Origin of the sequence: Streptomyces sp. SID9727, from assembly GCF_010550605.1 — a bacterium.
Classification (GTDB): Bacteria; Actinomycetota; Actinomycetes; order Streptomycetales; family Streptomycetaceae; genus Streptomyces.
This window is the reverse complement of the sequence record NZ_JAAGNI010000444.1, coordinates 12,805-35,297: the sequence shown is the minus strand read 5'-3', so window position 1 is coordinate 35,297 and position 22,493 is coordinate 12,805. Positions and strand designations below refer to the sequence as shown.

Here is a 22,493-nt window from a genome sequence, read left to right as displayed (position 1 = left end):
CGGGCGCCGCCCGGACGCCGGCGGGCGGCCCGCGTACAGCAGGGCGGACCGCAGCCGCTCCCGGCCGCTGAGCGGACCGGGGTGCAGGACGAAGACCCCGGGCAGCGGCTGCTGCCACGGACCACCGTCCCGGCACCGCTCCGCGGCCCGCCCGGCGGACACGCCCATCACCTTCAACTGGGCCGCGGAAACGACGCGTTGCCGCCCACGCGTGGGAGCGGGGCAGCCGGACTGAAGCGGGGTGTTCTGGGTCATGCTCCGGTGTATCCCGCCAGCGGCCGGAACCTGAACCGTTGTTACAGGCCCGTCGACATATCCGGACAAGAACACCGCCTAGCGTCAGAAGCCGGCCCGTCCGGCGGTCGAGGACGGAACCCCTGCCCGGGGCTGGGCGACCGGGCAGGGGCCCCGGGCCGGACGGCCTACGCCACCGAATCCGCCGCCTGCGCCCGCAGCGCCCGAGCCAGGTCGTCCCGGGCCTCCAGCACCAGCCGCCGCAGCGCCGGCGCCGCGTCGGCCCGGGACTCCAGCCACGCGTCGGCCGCCTTCAGCGTCGCCGGGTCGTCCTGGAGGGCCGGGAACAGTCCCTTGACCACGGCCATCCCGATCTGGATCGACCGCTCGGCCCAGACCCGCTCGATCGCCTCGAAGTAGCGCGCGGTGTACGGCGCCAGCAGCTCCCGCTGGGAGGGCTGCGCGAAGCCCGCGATCGTCGCCTCCACCAGCGCGTTGGACAGGGCGTCCGACTCGACGACGTCCGCCCACGCCCGGGCCTTCACCTCGGCGGACGGCCGCGAGGCCAGGCACCGCACATGGTGCCGCTTGCCGGAGGCCGTGTCGTCCCGGGCCAGCTCCGCGTCGACCGCCGCCTCGTCGGCCGCGCTGTGGGCGACCAGCGGGGACAGGAACGCCCAGCGCAGCTCCTGGTCGACGTCGAGCCCGTCGATCCTGGCGGTGGAGTCGAGCAGCCCGGCCAGCAGCTGGAAGTCGGACTCCGACGCGGCGACCGACGCGAAGAACCGGGCCCAGGCGAGCTGGTGCTCGCTGCCCGGCTCGGCGAGCCGCAGTTCGCCGAGCGCGCCCTCGGCCAGCGCCCGGCCGCCCTCCTCGCGCCACGCGGGAGCCGCGTAGTTCACGAGCGCGCCGCGCGTCCAGGCGTGCAGCATCTGGAGCACCCCGATGTCCGTCTCGCGTCCGGCGAAGGCCAGGAACAGGGAGACGAAGTCGCGGGCCGGCATCAGCCCGTCACGGGTCAGGTTCCACAGCGCCGACCAGCACAGGGCGCGGGCCAGCGGGTCCGTGATGTCGCCCAGGTGCGCGCGCAGGGTGGCGAGCGACACCTCGTCGAAGCGGACCTTGCAGTACGTCAGGTCGTCGTCGTTGACGAGGATCAGCTCGGGCCGCTCGGCCCCCGTCAGCTCCCCGATCACGGTGCGCGGACCCGACACGTCCGCCTCGGCGCGCGCGTAACGCACCAGCTCCCCTTCGGGGTTGCGGCGGTACAGGCCGACGGCGACCCGGTGGGGGCGCAGCTCCGGGTGGGACTCGGCGGCCTCCTGGAGGACGGCCAGCTCGGTGATCCGGCCGGCCGCGTCGTAGGTCGCGACCGGGGTCAGCGAGTTGACGCCCGCGGTCTGGAGCCAGGAGCGCGACCAGCTGGTCATGTCCCGCCCGGACGTCTCGGACAGCACCGAGAGCAGGTCCTCGAGCTGCGTGTTCCCGTACGCGTGCTTCTTGAAGTAGCGCCGGGCGCCCTCCAGGAACGCCTCCCGTCCCACGTACGCCACGAGCTGCTTGAGCACGGAGGCGCCCTTGGCGTACGTGATGCCGTCGAAGTTCAGCTTGGCGTCCTCCAGGTCGCGGATGTCGGCCGTGACCGGGTGCGTGGAGGGCAGCTGGTCGGCGCGGTACGCCCAGGACTTGCGGTTGTTGGCGAAGGTGATCCAGCCGTCCTCGAAGCGGGTCGCGCCGGTCATCGCGAAGACGCCCATGAAGTCCGCGAAGGACTCCTTCAGCCACAGGTCGTCCCACCACCGCATGGTGACGAGGTCCCCGAACCACATGTGCGCCATCTCGTGCAGGATGACGTTGGCCCGGCTCTCGTACGCCGCCTGCGTCACCTTGCCGCGGAAGATGTACTCCTCGCGGAACGTGACACAGCCCGGGTTCTCCATCGCGCCGAGGTTGTACTCCGGCACGAACGCCTGGTCGTACTTCCCGAACGGGTACGGGTAGTCGAAGTTGTCGTGGAAGAAGTCCAGGCCCTGCTTGGTGATCAGGAAGATGTCGTCGGCGTCGAAGTGCTTGGCGAGACCCTTGCGGCACATCGCGCCGAGCGGGATCTCCAGCGTCGTGCCGTCCTCGAAGGTCCGGCTGTAGGAGTCGGTGACGTAGTGGTACGGACCGGCGACGACCGCCGTGATGTACGTCGAGATCGGCTCGGTCTCCGCGAACCGCCACACCCCGCCCTCGCGGGACTCCTCCGCGCCGTTGCTCCACACCGTCCACTCGGCGGGCGCGGTCACCCGGAAGCGGTACGGGGCCTTGAGGTCGGGCTGCTCGAAGTTGGCGAAGACACGGCGGGCGTCCGCCGGCTCGTACTGGGTGTAGAGGTAGACCTCGCCGTCCTCCGGGTCCACGAACCGGTGCATGCCCTCGCCGGTCCGGCTGTACGCGCACTGCGCGTCGACCACCAGGACGTGCTCGCCCTCCGACAGGTCCGCCAGCGCGATCCGCGCCCCGTCGAACACCGCCGCCGGGTCCAGCGCGGTGCCGTCCAGCGTCACCGCGTTCACGGAGGGGGCGATGAGGTCCGCGAAGGTCGACGCCCCGCCGCGTGCCGCGCGGAAGCGGATCGTCGTCACCGAGCGGAAGGTCAGCGGACCGTCCGCCGCGTCCCGGCCGGGGCCTCCGGTCGCGGAACGTACGTCGAGTGCGACGTCGTAACCGTCGACGGTCAGCAGCTCGGCCCGCTCGCGGGCCTCGTCTCGGGACAGGTTCTGGCCGGGCACGGCACACTCCTTTGTGTCACGTTCGAATAGTTTGATCCTCCCATGCCGCGCTCCGGACCCGCGGGCGGGAATGGCCGGAGCGTCGTCCGGTGTTGTCGGGCACAGACGTGCCCACCGACGCGATCCGCCCGTTCGAGGAGAGAGATGTCTGACAACAGCACGGCCACCGGCAGGACCCCCGTCGACTTCTGGTTCGACCCGCTCTGCCCCTGGGCCTGGATGACCTCCCGCTGGATGCTGGAGGTGGAGAAGGTCCGTGACGTCGAGGTCCGCTGGCACGTGATGAGCCTGGCCGTGCTCAACGAGGACCGGCTCGACGAGCTGCCCGCCGAGTACCGCGACATGCTGGAGAACAAGGCGTGGGGCCCGGTCCGCGTCGTGGTCGCCGCCCAGCAGCTGCACGGCGACGAGGTCGTCGGCCCCCTCTACACCGCGCTCGGCACCCGCTTCCACAACCGCGGAGAGGGCCCGACCCGCGAGGCCGTCGAGAACGCCCTCAAGGACGTCGGCCTCCCCGTCGAACTCGCCGGTCACGCGGACTCCGACACCTACGACACCGAGCTGCGCGCCTCCCACAAGGAGGGCATCGACAAGGTGGGGCAGGAGGTCGGCACCCCCGTCATCGCCGTCCCCGGTGCCGACGGCGAGCAGATCGCCTTCTTCGGACCGGTCGTCACCCCGGCCCCCAAGGGCGAGGAGGCCGCGAAGCTCTGGGACGGCACCCTGATGGTCGCCTCGATCCCCGGCTTCTACGAGATCAAGCGCACCCGCACCCAGGGGCCGATCTTCGACTGAGTGCCCACCCCGTCGTGGGGGCCGAACCCGGCCCCCACGACCGGGGCGAACGCGCAGGCCGTTGGTACGATCACCCGCCCGGCGTCGCTGGACACCGGTGGCAGGTGACCACCCATGGAGATCACAGTGCGGCGCCCCCTTATACCCCTCGCCCTGCTCACGGCGCTGCTCGGCGCGGGCTGCTCCTCCGCGCCGGAACCGGAGACCGCCCGCGCCGCGGAGAAGGCCGCCACGATCGACACCCTCGAAACGGACCACGGGGCAGCGGTGCGGGCCGCGGTGGCGAAGACGGAGAAGAGCAGCGCCCGGATCACCGAGGAGATCGAACTGGGCGACGGGGCCAGCTCCTACGTCGTCTCCGTCGACGGCGCATTCGACTGGCCGGCCGGGGGCGCCTGGCGGTCCAGCTCCACAGCGAGGACGCCCCGGGCGAGGCGTCGCCCCGGATGGACGAGATCTTCCGCGGCGAGAACGTCTACTTCGGCGGATTCGCCGAGATGGAGGGCTCTTGGGGAGCCGTCCGACAGGACGAGCTGGAGGCGCACTACGCGCTGCGCGCCCCGGGCAACGACCCCCGGCACGTCCTGGCACAGGTGGCGCGGATGAAGGACGTCTCCAAGGCGGGCGAGGAACGGGTGAACGGCGCGGCCGCCGTCCACTACAAGGGCACGCTCGACCAGAAGACCGTCACGCTGCGGATGGCGAAGGGCATGCGGGAGAAGATCGACCAGCTCCGGGAGCTCGCCGGCGAGGTGGCCGTCGACGCGGAGGTCTGGATCGACGCCGAGGGCCGGATCGTGCGCACCCGGCTCGACTGGCCCCTGGGCGCGGCGAGCGTCCGGGCGACGATGAACCTGGCGAAGCACGGGCTGGCGGTCGAGGCGGCCGCACCGGACAAGGCGGACATCGTCCCGCTGCCCACCCTCGGCGGCCCGCTGCCCGGCTGAGCCGTACCGGCGCGACCGTGACGCCACCGTGACGCGATATGTGACCTGCGGCACAGCCCGCCCCGGGCCCCTTTGATCTGCTGGGGGGATGCGTCCCGCCACCGCCCTCGCCCTGTGTGCCGCCCTCGCGAGCACCGCGCTGCTCACCGGATGCGGGACGGAGACCGCCGGGGCCCCGGCCTCGTCCGGGGCGACCTGCGCCTCCCTCGCGCCGCTCGCCGACCCCGCCGGGCGGACCTGGGACAACGTCCGGGTCGTCAGCGGCAAGTGCGGTCCCTCAGGCGCCCCGTCCACCGGGTTCGAGGTCACCAACACGGACCAGGAACCGCTCACCTTCACCATCACGTTCACCCTGGTCAACGGGTTCGGTGAGGCCATGGACTCCACCACGCGCACCGTCGAGGCGGTGAAGCCCGGCCAGACCGTGCGGCGGCCCCTGGACGCCGAGGAGGGACCGGGCTCGGCCCGCGCGTACCGGGCCCGGATCACCAAGGTGCGGGCCGTCCCGGCCGACGGGCCGTCCGGCGCCTGCCCGCCCTCGGGGGTCCGCATCACCAACGACCGGGGCGACGCCGCGATGGGGCTGCGCGTCGTGGGCATCCACCTCGCCAACTGCGGCACCACCGACTACCGGCTGAACGGCTACCCCGCGCTCCGGCTCCTCGACGAGGACCGCGACCCGGTGACGGGCGTCGAGATCCTGCACGGCACCACCGCGATCTCCACCGGCATCGGCGGCGACGCCGAACCCCGCCCCCTCACGCTGCGCCCGGGCGAGAGCGCGTACGCCAGCCTCGCCTGGCGCAACACCACCACGGACGGCGACCCGGTCAACGCCCCCTACGCCGAGGTCACCGCGAAGCCCGGCGCCGAGCCCGTGACGGTCACCCCGGAGCTGGACCTCGGCACCACGGGCCGGCTCGGCGTCAGCCCGTGGACGAAGACCCCGGCGGACGCGGGCGTCCCCCAGGGGTAGCAGACCGTACGGGTGCTCAGCCGCCCGCCGGGCGGTGGACGGTGACCGGGTCGCCGGCCCGCACCAAGCCCTCCCGGACCACCGCGTTCTTCGCGCCGAAGCTGAGCTTGTTCCCGAACTCCGGCTCCCTGCGGTACGTGGCCAGCGTGCGCACCGGCTCAGGTCCGGCGCGCCGCCCGGTCCGCTGGTCGACGAGCGGGACGTTGCACCGGATCGCCTTGACCGAGTGGGCGAGTTCGGCGGTGCCCACGGTCATCCGCGCCACCCGGTCCTCGAAGTGCGGCTCGTCGTCGCCGGTCAGCACGATGTTGGCCCGGAAGCGGTCCATGGGCACGGGCGCGGCGTCACCCCGGGCCGCGATGCGGGCGTTGAGGCCGGCCAGCGAGGCGGTCGAGGTGACCAGGACCGCGTGCGCGTCGGCGAAGTTGAGCTTGCCGGGGGTCTCGCCCCAGCCGTCCCGGTCGAAGCCGGGGCGCACCCGGACGAGCCGGGACGCGGCCCCCAGCACCTCGGAGAACCACTCCGCGGCCTCGTCCCCCTGGTCGACGGCCTCCCCGAGGTCCCGGCCGAACATGCTGACCTCGCGGCGCGGACCGTCCGGGGCCACGTCGAACCGCAGTGCTCCGGTGCCCTCGGCGGACAGGGCGAGGGCCGCCCCGGCGTCCAGGACCCGGGCGCCGACCGCCGCCATGGCGGGGTGGGTGCGCTGGCTGCGGAACGCGCCGTCGGCCGCGTCGACCACCATGAACGTCCGGTCGTGTTCGAGGCCGGTGGCGGTGACCCGCGCGGAGTCGACCCGGGTCCCGGCGCAGCCCTTGACCGGGTAGTACACCAGCGCGTGGACGGTGATCGTCGTCATGACGTGCTCCTCATGCCGGACATCATGGCAGCCGCGGCGGGACGACAGAGAGGCCCCCGCCTGTCACGTCCAGGCGGGGGCCTCCCCTTCATCCGCCTGCCAGGTGAAGGGTGAGAAGACGATCACGAGGCAGGACGTCCGGTGGCCCCGGCCGGGGCGTCGGGTCAGGGGGCGAGCAGCAGCACGTCCGCGCGCTCCTTGGCGGCGGCGTAGCGCTTGGCCACGTCCTGCCAGTTGACGACGGCCCACATCGCCTCGATGAAGTCGACCTTCTGGTTCTTGTACTGGAGGTAGAAGGCGTGCTCCCAGGCGTCGAACACCAGGACCGGGGTGGAGCCCTGGCCCACGTTGCCCTGGTGGTCGTAGACCTGCTCCACGATCAGCTTGCCGCTGACCGGCTCGTAGGCGAGGACGCCCCAGCCGGAGCCCTGCGTGGTGGCCGCGGCCTTCGTCAGCTGGGACTTGAAGCCGGCGAAGGAGCCGAAGGACTCGGTGATCGCGTCCGCGAGGTCGCCGACGCCGTCCGCGGCCAGCGGTTCCCCGCCGCCGTCACCGGTCATGTTGTGCCAGTAGATCGAGTGCAGGATGTGGCCGGACAGGTGGAAGGCGAGGTTCTTCTGGAGGCCGTTGATCGCTCCCCACGCCTCCTTGTCCCGCGCCTCCGCCAGTTGCTCCAGGGTGTCGTTGGCGCCCTTCACGTACGCGGCGTGGTGCTTGTCGTGGTGGAGCTCGATGATCTGCGGGTTGATGACCGGTTCGAGCGCGGCGTAGTCGTACGGGAGTTCCGGGAGCGTGTACGTGGCCATTGGTTTCGAACCCTCCAACTGCTGGCAAGTTGTTATTGCAACCTCTATGCAAGAGCAGGCTAACAGCAGAAACGTGAAACACCGGGTCAGCCCTTCGGCTGAGGACCCGGTGTCTCGTGGGAGCTTTACGGCGGTTCGGCTCAGGCTCCGGCGACGCGCCGCCGCTGGCGCACGGCCCCGATCACGGCCAGGGCCACCGTCAGCGCACCCGACGCCAGGAGCTGGTCGCGGGTGGAGGGCTGGCGGAGCATCAGGACGAAGATGCCGGCCATGGCGAGCAGCGCCACCACCGTCAGCCCCGGGAACAGCCACATCCGCACCACCAGCTTCTCGGGCGCCTCGCGCTCCAGACGCGCGCGCAGGACGAGCTGGGAGACGGCGATGAAGATCCAGACGACCAGGATCACCGCACCGGTCATGTTCAGCAGCCAGGGGAAGACGTCGTCCGGGCGCCAGTAGCTCAGCAGCACGCAGAGGAAGCCGAAGACGGACGAGACCAGGACCGCGGTGCGCGGCACCCCGCCGGAGACCCGGCCGAGCCGCTTCGGGCCCTGGCCGCGCGCCACCAGCGAGCAGGCCATGCGCGAGGCGCCGTAGATGTTGGCGTTCATCGCGGAGAGCAGGGCGACCAGGATGACGACGTTCATGATCTGCGCCGCCTGCCCGATGCCGAGGTGGTCCAGGGCGGCGTAGAACGGGCCCACCTCCACCACCTTCGGGTCGTCCCAGGGCACCAGCGTGACGACGACCGCCATCGAGCCCACGTAGAACAGCGCGATCCGCCACATCGCCGTCCGCACGGCCCTCGCGACGCCCCGCACCGGGTCCTCGGACTCCGCGGCGGCGATGGTGACCGTCTCCAGACCGCCGTACGCGAAGACGGAGGCGAGCAGCCCGATGACCAGGCCGTCCGGGCCGTTCGGCAGGAAGCCGCCCTCGCCGCTGAGGTTGGCGGTACCCGGCGCGTCCGTGCCCGGCAGCACGCCCAGCACCGCCAGCACGCCCAGCACCAGGAACAGCGTGATCGCCGTGACCTTGAGCGCGGCGAACCAGAACTCGAACTCGCCGAACTTGGTCACCGAGGCCAGGTTCGTCCCCAGGAACACCACCATGAACAGCGCCACCCAGGCCCACTCCGGGGTCCCCGGCAGCCAGCCCGTCACGATCTTGGCCGCGCCGATCCCCTCCAGGCCGACGGCCGTGCAGAGCAGCACCCAGAACGCCCAGCCCGCCGTGAACCCGGCCCACGGCCCGATCGCCCGCTCCGCATGCACCGAGAACGAGCCGGACGCCGGATGGGCCGCCGACATCTCGCCGAGCATCCGCATCACGAGCATCACCAGCAGCCCCGAGACCGCGTACGCGATGACGATCGAGGGGCCCGCGGCGGCGATGCCCGCGCCGGAGCCGACGAAGAGCCCGGCGCCGATGACACCGCCCAGGGCGATCATCGAGAGATGGCGCTGCTTCAGTCCGTGCGACAGGGACGAGTCGGGGCCGGTGTCCGGCGCGGTGGCCGGGGAGCCGGTGGGGGAGGGCGCGGAGGTCCGGGACATGGACGGGCTCTGTTCGGTCGGTGAGACGGGGACGTCCTCCCAGTCTGGGCACGCGATCCGCTCGCCGGAAACCACCGTCCGCTATACGGTCACCAGGTCCACACCGGGCGCGCACGCGGCGGCGGGCGGTGGGGTGCCGTCACGTACCGCGCTTTTAGAGGGAGTTCACAGTCCCGCTCCCGCGCCCCTTCCCAGCCCGCCCCGGGCGCATCCCCGTTCACCTCCGTGACCAGCATCACGCTCCGCGGTGATTGCGCCCCCCTCCTTGTGTGAATCCCACCAACGTGCCGATCGCCGCTTTGTGGGCCGCTGATGGTGATCGGGCGCGGTCCGGTCGGATAGCGTCACGGTCAGTCCGTCCCGACCCTCACCCCCGCGGAGTCCCCGATGAGCACTGCTGCCGCCCCCGCCCGCACCGGAGCGGTCCTCGCCGACCTGCTGCCCGCCGCCCGGCACCGCTACGCCGTGGACACCGCCCTGGTGCTCGGCGGTGCCGCGCTCACCGGCATAGCCGCCCAGATCGCCGTGCCGGTCCCGGGCTCCCCGGTCCCCGTCACCGGCCAGACCTTCGCGGCCCTCCTCGTCGGCACCGCGCTCGGCGCCCGCCGCGGCTTCCTCTCCCTCGCCGTGTACGCCCTCGTCGGCATGGCGGGCGTTCCGTGGTTCTCGGCCGGCAGCTCCGGCGCGGGCGGCGCCTCCTTCGGCTACGTCCTCGGCATGCTCCTGGCCGCCACCGTCGTCGGCGGCCTGGCCCGGCGCGGCGGCGACCGCTCGGCGCTGCGCACGGCCGGGACGATGGTCCTCGGCTCGGCGATCATCTACGCGGTCGGCGTGCCGTACCTGGCCCTCTCCACCGGCATGTCGGCGAGCGCCGCGATCGCCGCGGGCCTGACGCCGTTCCTGCTGGGCGACGCGCTGAAGGCGGCGCTGGCCATGGGCGCGCTGCCCGCCTCCTGGAAGCTCCTGGGCCGCCGGGGCTGACCCCCGTACGTCCACCGTGGAGGCCCGCCGACCGCACCGCGGAACGGCGGGCCTCCGCGCGTCTGCCCGGCACCGGGCACACCGCACCCCCTCAGGGCCTGTCCGGGCGCCGCACGTGCCACACTCCTCCCATGCGCGTGTACCTCGGATCCGACCATGCCGGTTACGAACTCAAGAACCACCTCGTCGAGTGGCTCAAGGCCCAGGGCCACGAGGCCGTCGACTGCGGTCCCCACCTCTACGACGCCCAGGACGACTACCCGCCGTTCTGCCTCCGCGCCGCCGAGAAGACGGCCGCCGACCCGGACAGCCTCGGCATCGTGATCGGCGGCTCCGGCAACGGTGAGCAGATCGCCGCCAACAAGGTGAAGGGCGTCCGTGCCGCACTGGCCTGGAGCGAGCAGACCGCCGCCCTCGGCCGCGAGCACAACGACGCCAACGTGGTCGCCATCGGCGGCCGGATGCACACGGTCGAGGAGTCCACGAAGTTCGTGGAGATCTTCCTCTCCACCCCGTACTCCGGCGAGGAGCGGCACACCCGCCGCATCGACATGCTCACGGCGTACGAGAACACCGGCGAGCTCCCCCCGATCCCCGCCCACCACCCGCAGCAGGGCTGACCGCAGGACCCGTGCCGCCGGTCCCCCCGGCGGCACAGCCATGTCCGGACCCGTCCCACCCAGGAGACCCGCCACCGTGCCCGAGGGACACACGATCCACCGCCTCGCCGACGACCACCGCGAGCGCTTCGCCGGCCGGCCGGTACGGGTGAGCAGCCCGCAGGGGAAGTTCGCGGACGGCGCCGCCCTGCTCGACGGCCGGGTCCTCGGCACGGCCGACGCGCACGGCAAGCACCTCTTCCTCGGCTTCCCGGACACCGGCTGGGTCCACATCCACCTCGGCCTCTTCGGCAAGCTGAACTTCGGTACGGTGCCGGCCCCGCCGCCCACCGACACCGTCCGGCTGCGCCTGGTCGGCGACGCGCACCACGCGGACCTGCGCGGCCCGACCACCTGCGCCCTGATCACGGACGCCGAGAAGCGCGCGATACACGACCGCCTCGGCCCCGACCCGCTGCGCGACGGCGAGGACGGCGAACGCGCCTGGCAGCGGATCTCCCGCAGCCGGATCACCGTCGCCGCCCTGCTGATGGACCAGAAGGTCATCGCGGGCGTCGGTAACGTCTACCGCGCCGAGGTGCTGTTCCGGCACGGCATCGACCCGTACCGGGCCGGCAAGGACCTCACCCGGCGCGAGTGGGACGCGATCTGGGCGGACCTGCGCGCGCTGATGCGCGAGGGCGTACGGAACAACCGGATCGACACCGTCCGCCCCGAGCACCTGCCCGAGGCGATGGGCCGCCCGCCCCGCGTCGACGACCACGGCGGCGAGGTCTACGTCTACCGGCGCGCCCGCCAGGGCTGCCACATCTGCGGCACCGAGATCCGTACCGCCGACCTGGCCGCCCGCAACCTCTTCTGGTGCCCCGGCTGCCAGTCCGCGTGATCCACACGTCCTACCTGTGAGTACGGCACTGGACGGGCCGATTTCGAACACATTGTCACGGGGTCCCCCTGCACTGGAGGGCGCCGGGTGGATAGGGTCCCCGCAATGGCCCGACGCGCAGGAGCAGAGACGTACCCGGCCCGATGGCGGAAATCGGCGCACCGGGTCTACGCCACGCTGCGCCGGTCCGGGGTCGACTACTTCCGCGGCGACGGCTCCGACTGGATCGCCCTGGCCGGCCTCTTCCTGGTCATCCCGGTCATCACCGGCCTCACCCTGGTCGACCCGGTCTGGTGCGCGCCCGCCATGCTCGTCCTGCCGATCGTCGCGGGCGGCCTGCTGCTGCGCCCCGCCAGCCTCCTCGGCCTGTACGCGGCGGCGGCCGTCGCCCTCATCGTGGAGTCCGTCCGGCTCGGCCCGTACGAGGACGGCCCGGCCGGGGTCACCCCCGGGACCGTGCTCACCGTCGCCGCCTGCGGGTTCTTCGGGCTGGTCCTCGCCCAGTTCCGCGCCCGGGTCGGGGTGCCCTGGCGGCGCGGCGGCACCATGCTCTTCGACCTGCGCGAACGCATCCGCGTCCAGAGTTCGCTGCCCCGCCTCCCGCAGGGCTGGCACCGCGAGATGTCGCTCCGCCCGGCCGGCGGGCAGTCCTTCTCCGGCGACTTCGTCGTCGCGGCGCGCACCCACGGCGGCCGCACCCTGGAAGCCGTCCTGACCGACGTCTCCGGCAAGGGCATGGACGCCGGTTCCCGCGCCCTGCTGCTGTCCGGCGCCTTCGGCGGGCTCCTCGGCTCGCTGCCCCCGCACGGCTTCCTGCCCGCCGCCAACGGCTACCTGCTGCGCCAGGACTGGGACGAGGGCTTCGCCACCTCGATCCACCTGGTCCTCGACCTGGAGACCGGCGACTACGAGCTCCTGTCCGCGGGCCACCCGCCGGCCCTCCAACTCCACGCCGGCAGCGGCCAGTGGGAGGAGAAGGCGGCGGAGGGCCCGCTGCTCGGCGTGTACGACGGCGCCGAGTTCGACCCGGTCAAGGGCCATCTCGCCCCCGGTGACGTGCTGATGCTGTTCACCGACGGACTGGTGGAGGCGTCCGACCGGGACATCGCGGAGGGCATCGACCGGCTCACCGGCGAGGCCGACCGCTACGTCAGCACCGGCTTCGAGGGCGCGGCCTGGCACCTGATCGAGGCGTGCGCGAAGGACGTCAACGACGACCGGGCGCTGCTGCTCCTGTCACGGAAGTCCTGACCTCACGGAAGCCCTGACCCGGCCCCGACCGGATCGGGCTCGCGGAGCGCCGGTTCCGGCCGGCCCGGCAGAAGGCGGGCCAGCCAGTGCGAGCGCCCGGCGGCCAGCGGTGCCAGTACGGCGAGGACGAGCACATAGCCCGCGATGAACGGGGAGAGCCGTTCGTCGAGACCGGCGCCCGCCGCCATCGTGGCGAGGATCAGGGCGAACTCGCCGCGCGCCACCAGGGTGGTCGAGATGTTCGCGGTGGCCTGCGGGCCGAAGCGGTACACCCGGGCGGCGGCGATCCCGGCGCACACGTTCATCGCGAGGGTGACCGCGACGGCGGCCAGCACCGGCCAGAGCACGGTGGGCAGGTCGCCCGGGTCGATGGAGAGCCCGAAGGCGAAGAAGAAGATCGCGCCGAACGCGTCGCGCAGCGGGTGCACCAGCTTGAGGATGCGCTCGCCCGACGACGTGCTGCCGAGCATCAGCCCGACCATGAAGGCGCCGATGGCGTCCGCGACGCCGAACCACTCCGAGATCCCGGCGACCAGGACGGCGGCGCCGAGGAACGAGATGACCAGGAGTTCGTCGTCCTTGGTCCCGATCAGCTTGCCGACGACCCGGGTGCCGAACCGGGCGGCCAGGGCGAGCAGCAGCAGGAAGCCGAACGCCTTGCCGCCGTCGGCCACCGCCGCTGCGAGGCTGTCGGCGCCGGACAGGATGGGCTGGAGGGCCGCGAGGTAGAGGGCGAGGAAGACGTCCTCCACGACGATGATGCCGAGGATGGGCCGGGTCTCCGGGTTGCCGATCCGCCCGAGGTCCACCAGCACCTTGGTGACGATGGCCGACGAGGAGATCCCGAGCACCCCGGCGAGGACCAGCGCCTCGGAGGTGCCCCAGCCGAGCGCGAAGCCGAAGCCGAGCCCGGCGCCGACGTTCAGGGCGAGATAGGTGCCCCCGGCGACCGCCATCTTGCGGCCGCCCGCTTTGAGGTCGTCCAGGTGGAATTCCAGGCCCAGGTAGAAGAGGAGCAGCACCAGGCCGAGCGCGGAGAGCATCTCCAGGTCGTGCGGGTCGGCGACGAGGACGATGCCGGGGGTGTGCGGGCCGAGGAGGATTCCGGCCAGGATGAACAGGGGGATCGTGGGCAGTCCGATGCGGCGCCCGGCGCGGGCGAGGACCGCGGCGGCGAGGAAGGCGCCGCCCATGGCGATGAGCGTGTCTGCGTGTCCGATGAGCCTGGCCTTTCGAAGAGTCAAGAGATCGTCAAGGAATGGTCAGAAGTTAGTTTACCGAACGGTTGACGTTGCAACTGTCGGACCGGGCGTGCGGGGGTGCGCCTAGAGTCCTCGCCATGACCGCTTCACACGCTCTGCTGACCCTCGCCGAGGTCGAGGCCCTGGCCCGTGAGGCCCACGCCGCCCAGCGGGACAAGGCCGGCCGCCCCTACACGGAACACCTCGCGGCCGTCGCGGAGGGCGTTCGGAGCCGAGGCGGCAGCGACGAGCAGATCGCCGCGGCCTGGCTGCACGACGCGGTGGAGGACGACGCGCTCTCGGCCGAGTGGCTGGCCGGGGCGGCCCTGCCCCAGGCCGTCAAGGACATGGTGCTCGCCGTCACCAAGCGGGCGGGCGAGGACCCGGAGGCGTACACCCGGCGCATCCTGGCCACCCCCGGCGCCCTGCTGGTCAAGGAGGCGGATCTGGCCCACAACGCCGACCCGGCCCGGCTGGCGGTGCTGGAGCCGGCCACGCGTACCCGGCTGGTCGCGAAATATGCGCGGGTACGGGCACTGCTGGGGCTCACCGCACCGAACGCGCCCTCAGAACGTCGGGATTGAGCCAACACCGTCCGACGGCACGACGAAGCCCGGCCACCGGGGCCGGGCTTCGTGGAGTGCGGAGACGTCAGATCTTGGCGGCGTCCCGGCGGAACGCCCAGTTCATGTCCGGCTCGGTCACGCAGCGCAGGGCGCGCCGCACCGGCGGCGTGCACAGCAGGGTGACGGCGGTGGAGGCGACCACGGTCACGATCACCAGGCCCGCCGGACCGACCAGCCACGCGTGGTCGTCGAAGACGCCCGCGTAGGCGGCGCCCTTCACCAGGAAGCCGTGCAGCAGGTAACCGCAGATGGTGCCGGCGCCGAGCACCGTGAACCACATGTGGCGGCGCGGGACCAGCGCGAGGAACCCGGCCGTCAGCAGCGTCGCGCAGCCGAACATCGCCAGGGTCATCACCGCGCCCGACCACCACGGCGCACCCATGTCCTGGGCGCTGGAGTCACGCAGGAACCAGCCCAGCTGCATCCGGGGCGCCGCCCAGTACGCGAAGACCAGCGCCCCGGCGAAGAGCGGCAGCGCGAACAGCCGGGCCTCGCGGCGGCGGAGCAGCTCGAAGTGCTCGGGCTTCAGCTGGAGTCCGAGCACGAAGAAGGGCAGGAACTGCAGGACGCGCGGCAGGTCGAGGTCGTCGCCGATGCTGGGCGCGAGCGAGGCGAGGACGGCGATCAGGAGCGAAACGGCGAGCGGATGGCGGAGGTTGCGCCAGATCGGCGTGGTGAGCCGCCAGATGAACAGGGCGGCCAGGAACCAGGTCAGATACCAGGGGTCCATCAGGCTGACGGCCGCGTCCGGCTGGTCGTTCGCGTACCGCCGGAACAGCGAATACGCCGTCTCGAACACCACGTAGGGCACGGCGACACCGGTGACGAGCCGCTTCACCTTCGCCGGGCTCAGGTCGAACGACCGCGAGAAGTAGCCCGAGATGAGGATGAAGGCGGGCATGTGGAACGTGTACACCACCATGTACAGCGCCCGGGCGGTCCGGCTCCCGTCCATGACCGGGACCCATGAGTGCGCCACCGCGACGAGCACGATGGCGAGGTACTTGGCGTTGTCGAAGAAGGCGTCCCGCTGCTTGGCCCCGCCGCTCCGAGCGGGCCGGTCCGCCGCCGGCGCGGGGACCTCCCGGGTCGCCGTCGGCGCAGGGTGTCTGGGCTCCGCCTCCTCGGTCGCCGGGGGGAGCGTGGCCCTCTGCATTGCGTTCGGAGCGTGGAACATCTCAGGCACCCTAGACGTCTCGATTGCCATCCGTAAAACCGCCGTTGAATAGCGCGTCTTCCCTGCATATCAAATGGCAAACCAGCAGGATGTGACCGTTACGTCCCGTTTAATCCCGATCAAATAGGGCAATGCATCAGGCAGTTGACCGAAGTGAATTACCTCGCGTTCGGTGTCGAATTTCCCTGTGAATGAAGTGTGTGGATACGGAAACGATCACCGTCGCATATTCCCCGGAGATCGCGCGCCCGCGCCAAGGCCCCGGTGGCCGGCCCGTCCCGGACCGGCGCGCGAAGGGGGCGCAGGGGGCGCAAGATGGCGCGATATCGACAGGTCGATACGTCACCCGGCAACACCCCGGCGGGAGTTGGTGGCACGATGGAGGCGACGGAGGGTGCACGGCCGCACATCTCCGGGCCGGCAAGGCGGACCGACCGAGGGTGTGAGCAGTCGTGGCCATTTCGTTGTCTGTGGTGCTTCTGTTGGGAATCGTCCTGGTCGTCATGATCCGGAGCGGTTCCATCAAGGCCGGCCCCGCGATAGTCGCGGCGCTCTTCGGCTTCTTCCTGGCGCCGACGGGCATGGGGCCGTCGATCAACCGGTTCATGCACTCGATCATCGACTCGGTGGGCCAGATCAACTTCTGAGCGACCGCGACACGAAGGGCCCGGTCCACCGGACCGGGCCCTTCGTCGATCGGAGCGGGCGACGGGAATCGAACCCGCGTAGCTAGTTTGGAAGACTAGGGCTCTACCATTGAGCTACGCCCGCAGACGCGGCACCGCAGGTCACGCGGACCGCGGCACGACAAGCATCGTAGCGGGTCGCGGGCGCTGCCCGCACACCCCTGGACGACCCGGGCCGACGCCCCGCCGAAAGCGGCGGGCACGGTGCCTTGCTGCATGTACCCTACGTGTCGCACCGACGGGGTGTGGCGCAGCTTGGTAGCGCGTCCGCTTTGGGAGCGGAAGGTCGTCGGTTCGAATCCGGCCACCCCGACCACCGGCAAGATCGCGTGGACATGATCGCGTTACGGGAGTTCTCCCCCTTGCCGTTACTATGCAAAATGCGTGCCCGTGTGTCTGATGTACCGGGCTCGGTCCGCGAAGCCGCCCCCCGTGCGGCGGAGCAGAACCCCAAGAAGTCAGCCACCAAGGAGACCGAACCGTGAAGAGCGCCGTGGAGACCCTGAACCCGACCCGGGTTCGGCTCAGCATCGAGGTGCCCTTCGAGGAGCTCAAGGACAGCCTCGACGCGGCGTACAAGAAGATCAACCAGCAGGTCACGGTGAAGGGGTTCCGCAAGGGCAAGATCCCCAGCCGGGTCATCGACCAGCGGTTCGGCCGTGGTGCGGTGCTGGAGGAGGCCGTCAACGACGCGCTCCCGAAGTTCTACACCGAGGCCGTGAACGAGGGTGAGCTCAACGTCCTCGGCCAGCCCGAGGTCGACATCACGGAGCTGAAGGACGGCGAGCTGCTGGCCTTCACCGCCGAGGTGGACGTGCGCCCCGAGATCGAGATCCCGGACTACTCCGGCATCGAGGTCACCGTCGACGCCATCGAGGTCACCGACGAGGAGGTCGACAAGGCCGTCGAGCAGCTGCGCGACCGCTTCGCCTCCACCAACCCGGTCGAGCGCGCCGCCGCCGAGGGCGACGTCGTCACGATCGACCTGGAGGCCAAGGTCGACGGCGAGATCCTGGAGGACGGCGTGGCCGAGGGTGTCTCGTACACCATCGGTTCCGGCGAGCTCCTCGACGGCATCGACGAGGCCGTGACCGGCCTGGAGGCCGGTGGCGAGGCCACCTTCACCTCGCAGCTGAAGGGCGGCTCCGCCGAGGGCAAGGACGCCGAGGTCACCGTCAAGGTCACCGCCGTCGCCGCCCGCGAGCTCCCCGAGCTGGACGACGACTTCGCCCAGATGGCCAGCGAGTTCGACACGCTGGAGGAGCTGAAGGCCGACAGCCGCACGCGCCTCGAGAACACCAAGCAGTACGACCAGGCCACCCAGGCCCAGGAGCGCGTCCTGGAGGAGCTGCTGAAGCTCGCCGAGGTCCCGATCCCGGAGAAGCTGCTCGCGGACGAGGTCCAGACCCGCAAGCACAACCTGGAGCACCACCAGCTCGGCCAGATGGGGCTCACCCTCGACAAGTACCTGGAGATCCAGGGCAAGACCGCCGAGGAGTTCGAGGCCGAGACCTCCGAGCAGGCCGTCAAGGGCATCAAGACCCAGTTCATCCTGGACGAGCTCGTCAACAAGGAGAAGCTGAACGTCAACCAGGAGGAGCTCACCGAGCACCTCATGCGGCGTGCGGCCTCCTCCGGCATGAGCCCGGACCAGTTCGCCCAGGCCGTCGTCGAGGGCGGCCAGGTGCCGATGCTCGTCGGCGAGGTCGCCCGCGGCAAGGCGCTCGCCGTCGTGGTCGAGGCCGCCAAGGTGGTCGACACCAACGGTGAGGTCGTCGAGCTGGAGGACGACGAGGACGCGGCGGAGGAGACCACGGAGGCCGCCGAGGCCGCCGCCGAGGAGAAGACCGAGGCCTGAGCCTCGCGCTGACCCGCACGACGGGCTCCGGACGCCACCGCGTCCGGAGCCCGTCGTCGTACCGGCGGACGTGACGCCACAACCCTTGTGCCAGCTGCGGACCTTGCGCTCCCAGCGAACAGTCGCGGAAGCGGGATGGCGTTGTTCCACCTGCGCGTTAGGGTCCATGAAGAGGAAGGGTCGGGTAGTCCCGGCCCGCCCGGTACGAAGACGCTGAGACGGCCGGAGCCGTCAGAGACGAGCAGGTGGATACGTGACGAATCTGATGCCCTACGCCGCCGGAGAGCCGTCCCTCGGTGGTGGCCTCGGTGACCAGGTCTACAGCCGGCTGCTCGGCGAGCGCATCATCTTCCTCGGCCAGCAGGTGGACGATGACATCGCCAACAAGATCACCGCGCAGCTCCTCCTCCTCGCGGCCGAGCCCGAGAAGGACATCTACCTCTACATCAACAGCCCCGGCGGTTCGGTGACGGCCGGCATGGCGGTCTACGACACCATGCAGTACATCCCGAACGACGTCGTCACCATCGGTATGGGCATGGCGGCCTCGATGGGCCAGTTCCTGCTCACCGGCGGCACCGCCGGCAAGCGCTTCGCGCTCCCCAACACCGACATCCTCATGCACCAGGGATCGGCCGGCATCGGCGGTACCGCCTCGGACATCAAGATCCAGGCCCAGTACCTGCTGCGCACCAAGCAGCGCATGGCGGAGATCACCGCCCGCCACTCCGGCCAGACCGTGGAGACGATCATCCGCGACGGCGACCGCGACCGCTGGTACACCGCGGAGGAGGCCAAGGAGTACGGCCTCATTGACGAGATCATCTCGATCGCGTCGGGCGTTCCGGGCGGCGGCGGCACCGGCGCCTGATCCGGCCCCCCGGACAGCGCCCGTACGCACCGCATCTCTCGTACGCCGAGACACCCAGCCACAGAACGCCACCAGGATGGTGAACACCCACATGAACAACTTCCCCGGCGCCTCCGCGAGCGGCCTCTACACGGGCCCGCAGGTGGACAACCGCTACATCGTGCCGCGCTTCGTGGAGCGCACCTCGCAGGGCGTGCGCGAGTACGACCCGTACGCGAAGCTCTTCGAGGAGCGCGTGATCTTCCTCGGCGTGCAGATCGACGACGCGTCCGCGAACGACGTCATGGCGCAGCTGCTGTGCCTGGAGTCGATGGACCCGGACCGGGACATCTCCATCTACATCAACAGCCCCGGCGGCTCGTTCACCGCGCTCACCGCGATCTACGACACGATGCAGTTCGTGAAGCCGGACATCCAGACGGTCTGCATGGGCCAGGCGGCCTCCGCCGCCGCGGTCCTGCTCGCCGCCGGCACCCCGGGCAAGCGCATGGCCCTGCCGAACGCCCGCGTGCTGATCCACCAGCCGTCCTCGCAGACCGGCCGCGAGCAGCTCTCCGACCTGGAGATCGCGGCCAACGAGATCCTGCGCATGCGGACCCAGCTGGAGGAGCTGCTGGCCAAGCACTCCACCACGCCGATCGAGAAGATCCGCGACGACATCGAGCGCGACAAGATCCTCACCGCCGAGGACTCGCTGGCCTACGGCCTGGTCGACCAGATCGTGTCGACCCGCAAGAGCGCGGCCGGCGCGCTCGCCTGACACGCCCTGTCCCCTTGGCACGGTGCGGCACCCGGTTCCGGCCGTGTGAACCGTGCCAAGGGGGGCCCGAATGGGGGGCCGGGCAAGGTACCGTCGGATAGAGGCACAGGAGCCGCTGAACCAGGCGTCTCCCAGGCGAAGGGGAAGCACCTCGTGGCACGCATCGGTGATGGCGGCGACCTGCTCAAGTGCTCGTTCTGCGGAAAGAGCCAGAAGCAGGTGAAGAAGCTCATCGCGGGTCCCGGTGTGTACATCTGCGACGAGTGCATCGATCTCTGCAACGAGATCATCGAGGAGGAGCTCGCCGAGACGAGCGAGGTCCGCTGGGAAGAACTTCCCAAGCCCCGCGAGATCTACGAGTTCCTCGAGGGGTACGTCGTCGGGCAGGAGCCCGCGAAGAAGGCCCTCTCGGTCGCTGTGTACAACCACTACAAGCGGGTCCAGGCCGGCGAGAACGGCGGCGGGGCGGGCCGCGACGACGCGATCGAGCTCGCCAAGTCCAACATCCTGCTGCTGGGCCCCACGGGCTCCGGCAAGACGCTTCTCGCGCAGACGCTGGCCCGCATGCTCAACGTCCCGTTCGCCATCGCGGACGCGACGGCGCTGACGGAGGCCGGCTATGTCGGCGAGGACGTCGAGAACATCCTGCTGAAGCTGATCCAGGCCGCCGACTACGACGTCAAGAAGGCCGAGACCGGGATCATCTACATCGACGAGATCGACAAGGTGGCCCGCAAGAGCGAGAACCCGTCGATCACCCGTGACGTCTCCGGCGAGGGCGTCCAGCAGGCGCTGCTGAAGATCCTGGAGGGCACCACCGCCTCCGTGCCGCCCCAGGGCGGCCGCAAGCACCCGCACCAGGAGTTCATCCAGATCGACACGACGAACGTGCTGTTCATCGTGGGCGGCGCGTTCTCCGGCCTGGAGAAGATCATCGAGTCCCGGGCCGGCGCCAAGGGCATCGGCTTCGGCGCCACGATCCGCTCCAAGCGGGAGATCCAGGCCAGCGACCAGTTCCAGGAGGTCATGCCGGAGGACCTGGTGAAGTTCGGGATGATCCCCGAGTTCATCGGCCGCCTCCCCGTCCTGACCTCGGTCCACAACCTGGACCGCGAGGCCCTGCTCCAGATCCTCATCGAGCCGCGCAACGCCCTGGTCAAGCAGTACCAGCGCCTGTTCGAACTCGACGGCGTGGAGCTGGACTTCGAGCGTGAGGCGCTGGAAGCCATCGCCGACCAGGCGATCCTGCGCCAGACCGGCGCGCGCGGCCTGCGCGCGATCATGGAGGAGGTCCTCCAGTCGGTGATGTACGAGGTCCCGTCCCGCAAGGACGTCGCCCGCGTGGTCATCACCGCCGACGTGGTCCGCAACAACGTCAACCCGACGCTGGTCCCGCGCGAGCCGCGCACGATCGGCAAGGGCGACGAGGGCCGCCACGAGAAGTCCGCGTAACGCGGGTGTGACGCATGCGAAGGGGCGCCCGGCCGGTTCGAACCGGCCGGGCGCCCCTTCGTGCTGCCGCGGGTCAGATCTTGGTGCGGGAGGTGTTGTAGAGCTTGGCCGCGAGGTCGGCGACTTCCTCGGTCGGCATGCTCTTGTTGGTCATGGCCGCGCCGAGGTCGACGGCGATGACGATGCCGACCGTGCTGTAGTCGGTCCAGATGCACGCCGGCATGAGGATCTCCTTGGGCCCGTTCTGCACGGACCCGTCGGCCTTCTTGTTGACCGTCTTGAATGTCTGGCACTTCATCAGCGCCCCGTCGAAGTCCTTGGGACTGACGGCTTCGGGGGAGCCGACGAGCGAGACCTCGGTCTCGTCGTCACCCTCGTCCTCGATCATCGACTTCTTCGCGCTGGCGAAGGCCGCGTCCAGCGTCTTCTCCGGGTCGTCGACCTGGCCCCAGACGCCCTTGAGCATCAGCATCTTCGCGGTCAGCGGGTTCTTGTCGATGTCCCCGCTGCCGTAGACGGTGCTGGCCTCGACGGGCGACTTGACGCCCATCGCCTCGGTCTCGGTCTTTTCCTTGCCGGTCAGCGGTCCGGTCTTGTTGTCGGAGTCGGTCTTGTCGTGCTTGTACTCGCCCACCGACTCCGGCGGCGTCAGCTTGTAACCCTTGGTGGAGGACGCGACGGAGGAACCGCCGTCGCCCGACGTGAAGTAGTAGACGCCGCCCGCGACGACCGCCAGCGCCACGACCGCCGCCGTCACGATCAGGCCCGTCTTCTTCTTCTGCGGGGCCGGCGGGGGGAAGCCCGGCTGCTGCCCGTAGGCCGGCTGGCCGCCGTACGGCGGGGTGGGCGGCTGCTGCCCGTACGGGCCCGGCGGCTGCGCCTGCGGGTAGCCGTAACCCGGCTGGGGCTGCTGCTGGGGCGGGACGCCCTGGGGGGCCTGCTGCGGGTAGCCGTAGCCGGGCTGGCCCTGCGGCGGCTGACCGCCGTACGGGCCCGGCTGCTGGCCGTACGGTCCGGGCTGGCCCTGCGGCGGCTGGCCACCGTACGGACCCGGCTGGTTGTAGCTCATCTGCGGTGTCCCCTGTTCGTGATACTTACGCGTTGCGAACATCCTGACGGAAGGCTCGCGCGCGC

Annotated in this window: 20 protein-coding genes, 2 tRNA genes and 1 pseudogene; 14 read left to right on the top strand and 9 right to left on the bottom strand. The window is 70.9% G+C overall.

From position 1 onward, the window contains the following. Positions 1-255: pseudogene (locus G3I41_RS31125) on the bottom strand (hypothetical protein); the annotation flags it as partial. Between the two features lie 167 nt (positions 256-422). Next, positions 423-3,011, bottom strand: coding sequence for an aminopeptidase N (pepN, locus tag G3I41_RS31120; RefSeq protein WP_164403877.1), 2,589 nt, complete (start codon positions 3,009-3,011; stop codon positions 423-425). Between the two features lie 144 nt (positions 3,012-3,155). On the opposite strand from pepN, the gene G3I41_RS31115 reads away from it, so the two are divergent. The 3 genes from G3I41_RS31115 (at position 3,156) to G3I41_RS31105 (ending at position 5,729) form a co-directional block, all read left to right on the top strand. Beyond that, the gene (locus tag G3I41_RS31115; protein ID WP_164403876.1) at positions 3,156-3,806 is read left to right on the top strand and encodes a DsbA family protein; all 651 of its coding nucleotides are present in this window, start codon (positions 3,156-3,158) and stop codon (positions 3,804-3,806) included. Between the two features lie 446 nt (positions 3,807-4,252). Further along, entirely contained in the window at positions 4,253-4,753 is a 501-nt protein-coding gene (locus G3I41_RS31110; protein ID WP_164403875.1) for a hypothetical protein, read from the top strand. A gap of 88 nt (positions 4,754-4,841) precedes the next feature. After that, positions 4,842-5,729, top strand: a complete 888-nt coding sequence (locus G3I41_RS31105) for a DUF4232 domain-containing protein (RefSeq protein WP_164403874.1) — start codon at positions 4,842-4,844, stop codon at positions 5,727-5,729. Positions 5,730-5,745: 16 nt separating this feature from the next. Here G3I41_RS31105 and G3I41_RS31100 read toward each other — a convergent pair whose 3' ends face one another. From G3I41_RS31100 to G3I41_RS31090, 3 genes are all read right to left on the bottom strand, one after another. After that, the gene (locus G3I41_RS31100) at positions 5,746-6,588 is read right to left on the bottom strand and encodes an MOSC N-terminal beta barrel domain-containing protein (RefSeq protein WP_164403873.1); all 843 of its coding nucleotides are present in this window, start codon (positions 6,586-6,588) and stop codon (positions 5,746-5,748) included. 164 nt (positions 6,589-6,752) lie between these two features. Beyond that, positions 6,753-7,394, bottom strand: coding sequence for a superoxide dismutase (locus tag G3I41_RS31095; protein ID WP_164403872.1), 642 nt, complete (start codon positions 7,392-7,394; stop codon positions 6,753-6,755). Positions 7,395-7,534: 140 nt separating this feature from the next. Further along, positions 7,535-8,950 (bottom strand): amino acid permease, encoded by a 1,416-nt coding sequence (locus G3I41_RS31090; RefSeq protein ID WP_164403871.1) that lies wholly within the window; start codon positions 8,948-8,950, stop codon positions 7,535-7,537. A gap of 387 nt (positions 8,951-9,337) precedes the next feature. On the opposite strand from G3I41_RS31090, the gene G3I41_RS31085 reads away from it, so the two are divergent. From G3I41_RS31085 to G3I41_RS31070, 4 genes are all read left to right on the top strand, one after another. Continuing rightward, entirely contained in the window at positions 9,338-9,931 is a 594-nt protein-coding gene (locus G3I41_RS31085) for a biotin transporter BioY (protein WP_164403870.1), read from the top strand. Between the two features lie 131 nt (positions 9,932-10,062). Beyond that, positions 10,063-10,551: a ribose-5-phosphate isomerase gene (locus G3I41_RS31080; protein ID WP_164403869.1), complete on the top strand. Its 489-nt coding sequence runs from the start codon at positions 10,063-10,065 to the stop codon at positions 10,549-10,551. A gap of 76 nt (positions 10,552-10,627) precedes the next feature. Continuing rightward, a complete protein-coding gene (locus G3I41_RS31075; RefSeq protein ID WP_164403868.1) occupies positions 10,628-11,437 on the top strand; it encodes a DNA-formamidopyrimidine glycosylase family protein in 810 nt (269 codons plus the stop codon). Between the two features lie 105 nt (positions 11,438-11,542). Next, positions 11,543-12,688 carry a PP2C family protein-serine/threonine phosphatase gene (locus tag G3I41_RS31070; protein WP_164403867.1) on the top strand — a complete coding sequence of 382 codons (1,146 nt, stop codon included), beginning with the start codon at positions 11,543-11,545 and terminating at the stop codon, positions 12,686-12,688. A gap of 2 nt (positions 12,689-12,690) precedes the next feature. Here the strand turns inward: G3I41_RS31070 and G3I41_RS31065 are convergent, their stop codons facing one another. After that, entirely contained in the window at positions 12,691-13,881 is a 1,191-nt protein-coding gene (locus G3I41_RS31065; RefSeq protein ID WP_164403866.1) for a cation:proton antiporter, read from the bottom strand. 146 nt (positions 13,882-14,027) lie between these two features. Between G3I41_RS31065 and G3I41_RS31060 the strand changes: the two genes are divergently transcribed. After that, positions 14,028-14,513, top strand: coding sequence for an HD domain-containing protein (locus G3I41_RS31060; protein ID WP_164403865.1), 486 nt, complete (start codon positions 14,028-14,030; stop codon positions 14,511-14,513). Between the two features lie 67 nt (positions 14,514-14,580). Here the strand turns inward: G3I41_RS31060 and G3I41_RS31055 are convergent, their stop codons facing one another. Continuing rightward, positions 14,581-15,732, bottom strand: coding sequence for an acyltransferase family protein (locus G3I41_RS31055; RefSeq protein WP_164403864.1), 1,152 nt, complete (start codon positions 15,730-15,732; stop codon positions 14,581-14,583). 452 nt (positions 15,733-16,184) lie between these two features. On the opposite strand from G3I41_RS31055, the gene G3I41_RS31050 reads away from it, so the two are divergent. Next, the gene (locus G3I41_RS31050; protein ID WP_018103181.1) at positions 16,185-16,379 is read left to right on the top strand and encodes a hypothetical protein; all 195 of its coding nucleotides are present in this window, start codon (positions 16,185-16,187) and stop codon (positions 16,377-16,379) included. 53 nt (positions 16,380-16,432) lie between these two features. Here the strand turns inward: G3I41_RS31050 and G3I41_RS31045 are convergent. Next, positions 16,433-16,503: transfer RNA gene (locus tag G3I41_RS31045), tRNA-Gly, on the bottom strand. A 154-nt stretch (positions 16,504-16,657) separates the two neighbouring features. Between G3I41_RS31045 and G3I41_RS31040 the strand changes: the two genes are divergently transcribed. The 5 genes from G3I41_RS31040 (at position 16,658) to clpX (ending at position 21,359) form a co-directional block, all read left to right on the top strand. Further along, positions 16,658-16,734: transfer RNA gene (locus tag G3I41_RS31040), tRNA-Pro, on the top strand. Positions 16,735-16,899: 165 nt separating this feature from the next. Further along, positions 16,900-18,276 (top strand): trigger factor, encoded by a 1,377-nt coding sequence (gene tig, locus G3I41_RS31035; RefSeq protein ID WP_164403863.1) that lies wholly within the window; start codon positions 16,900-16,902, stop codon positions 18,274-18,276. A 265-nt stretch (positions 18,277-18,541) separates the two neighbouring features. Further along, a complete protein-coding gene (locus G3I41_RS31030; protein ID WP_203601903.1) occupies positions 18,542-19,147 on the top strand; it encodes an ATP-dependent Clp protease proteolytic subunit in 606 nt (201 codons plus the stop codon). 76 nt (positions 19,148-19,223) lie between these two features. Further along, positions 19,224-19,907 carry an ATP-dependent Clp protease proteolytic subunit gene (locus G3I41_RS31025; protein ID WP_018518168.1) on the top strand — a complete coding sequence of 228 codons (684 nt, stop codon included), beginning with the start codon at positions 19,224-19,226 and terminating at the stop codon, positions 19,905-19,907. A 153-nt stretch (positions 19,908-20,060) separates the two neighbouring features. After that, complete coding sequence (gene clpX, locus G3I41_RS31020; RefSeq protein WP_018103185.1) at positions 20,061-21,359, top strand: ATP-dependent Clp protease ATP-binding subunit ClpX; 1,299 nt, start codon at positions 20,061-20,063, stop codon at positions 21,357-21,359. Between the two features lie 73 nt (positions 21,360-21,432). On the opposite strand, the gene G3I41_RS31015 is transcribed toward clpX, so the two are convergent. Then, positions 21,433-22,428, bottom strand: coding sequence for a hypothetical protein (locus G3I41_RS31015; protein WP_164403861.1), 996 nt, complete (start codon positions 22,426-22,428; stop codon positions 21,433-21,435). Positions 22,429-22,493 lie beyond the last annotated feature (65 nt).

What these genes read in the sequence shown, in the direction of transcription:
- G3I41_RS31100 (WP_164403873.1), bottom strand. Translation starts at nt 6,588, where the DNA reads ATGACGACGATCACCGTCCACGCGCTGGTGTACTACCCGGTCAAGGGC.
- G3I41_RS31080 (WP_164403869.1), top strand. Translation starts at nt 10,063, where the DNA reads ATGCGCGTGTACCTCGGATCCGACCATGCCGGTTACGAACTCAAGAAC.
- G3I41_RS31085 (WP_164403870.1), top strand. Translation starts at nt 9,338, where the DNA reads ATGAGCACTGCTGCCGCCCCCGCCCGCACCGGAGCGGTCCTCGCCGAC.
- G3I41_RS31065 (WP_164403866.1), bottom strand. Translation starts at nt 13,881, where the DNA reads ATGGGCGGCGCCTTCCTCGCCGCCGCGGTCCTCGCCCGCGCCGGGCGC.
- G3I41_RS31105 (WP_164403874.1), top strand. Translation starts at nt 4,842, where the DNA reads ATGCGTCCCGCCACCGCCCTCGCCCTGTGTGCCGCCCTCGCGAGCACC.
- G3I41_RS31025 (WP_018518168.1), top strand. Translation starts at nt 19,224, where the DNA reads ATGGTGAACACCCACATGAACAACTTCCCCGGCGCCTCCGCGAGCGGC.
- G3I41_RS31055 (WP_164403864.1), bottom strand. Translation starts at nt 15,732, where the DNA reads ATGTTCCACGCTCCGAACGCAATGCAGAGGGCCACGCTCCCCCCGGCG.
- G3I41_RS31095 (WP_164403872.1), bottom strand. Translation starts at nt 7,394, where the DNA reads ATGGCCACGTACACGCTCCCGGAACTCCCGTACGACTACGCCGCGCTC.
- G3I41_RS31070 (WP_164403867.1), top strand. Translation starts at nt 11,543, where the DNA reads ATGGCCCGACGCGCAGGAGCAGAGACGTACCCGGCCCGATGGCGGAAA.
- G3I41_RS31115 (WP_164403876.1), top strand. Translation starts at nt 3,156, where the DNA reads ATGTCTGACAACAGCACGGCCACCGGCAGGACCCCCGTCGACTTCTGG.
- G3I41_RS31060 (WP_164403865.1), top strand. Translation starts at nt 14,028, where the DNA reads ATGACCGCTTCACACGCTCTGCTGACCCTCGCCGAGGTCGAGGCCCTG.
- G3I41_RS31090 (WP_164403871.1), bottom strand. Translation starts at nt 8,950, where the DNA reads ATGTCCCGGACCTCCGCGCCCTCCCCCACCGGCTCCCCGGCCACCGCG.
- G3I41_RS31015 (WP_164403861.1), bottom strand. Translation starts at nt 22,428, where the DNA reads ATGAGCTACAACCAGCCGGGTCCGTACGGTGGCCAGCCGCCGCAGGGC.
- G3I41_RS31030 (WP_203601903.1), top strand. Translation starts at nt 18,542, where the DNA reads ATGCCCTACGCCGCCGGAGAGCCGTCCCTCGGTGGTGGCCTCGGTGAC.
- G3I41_RS31110 (WP_164403875.1), top strand. Translation starts at nt 4,253, where the DNA reads ATGGACGAGATCTTCCGCGGCGAGAACGTCTACTTCGGCGGATTCGCC.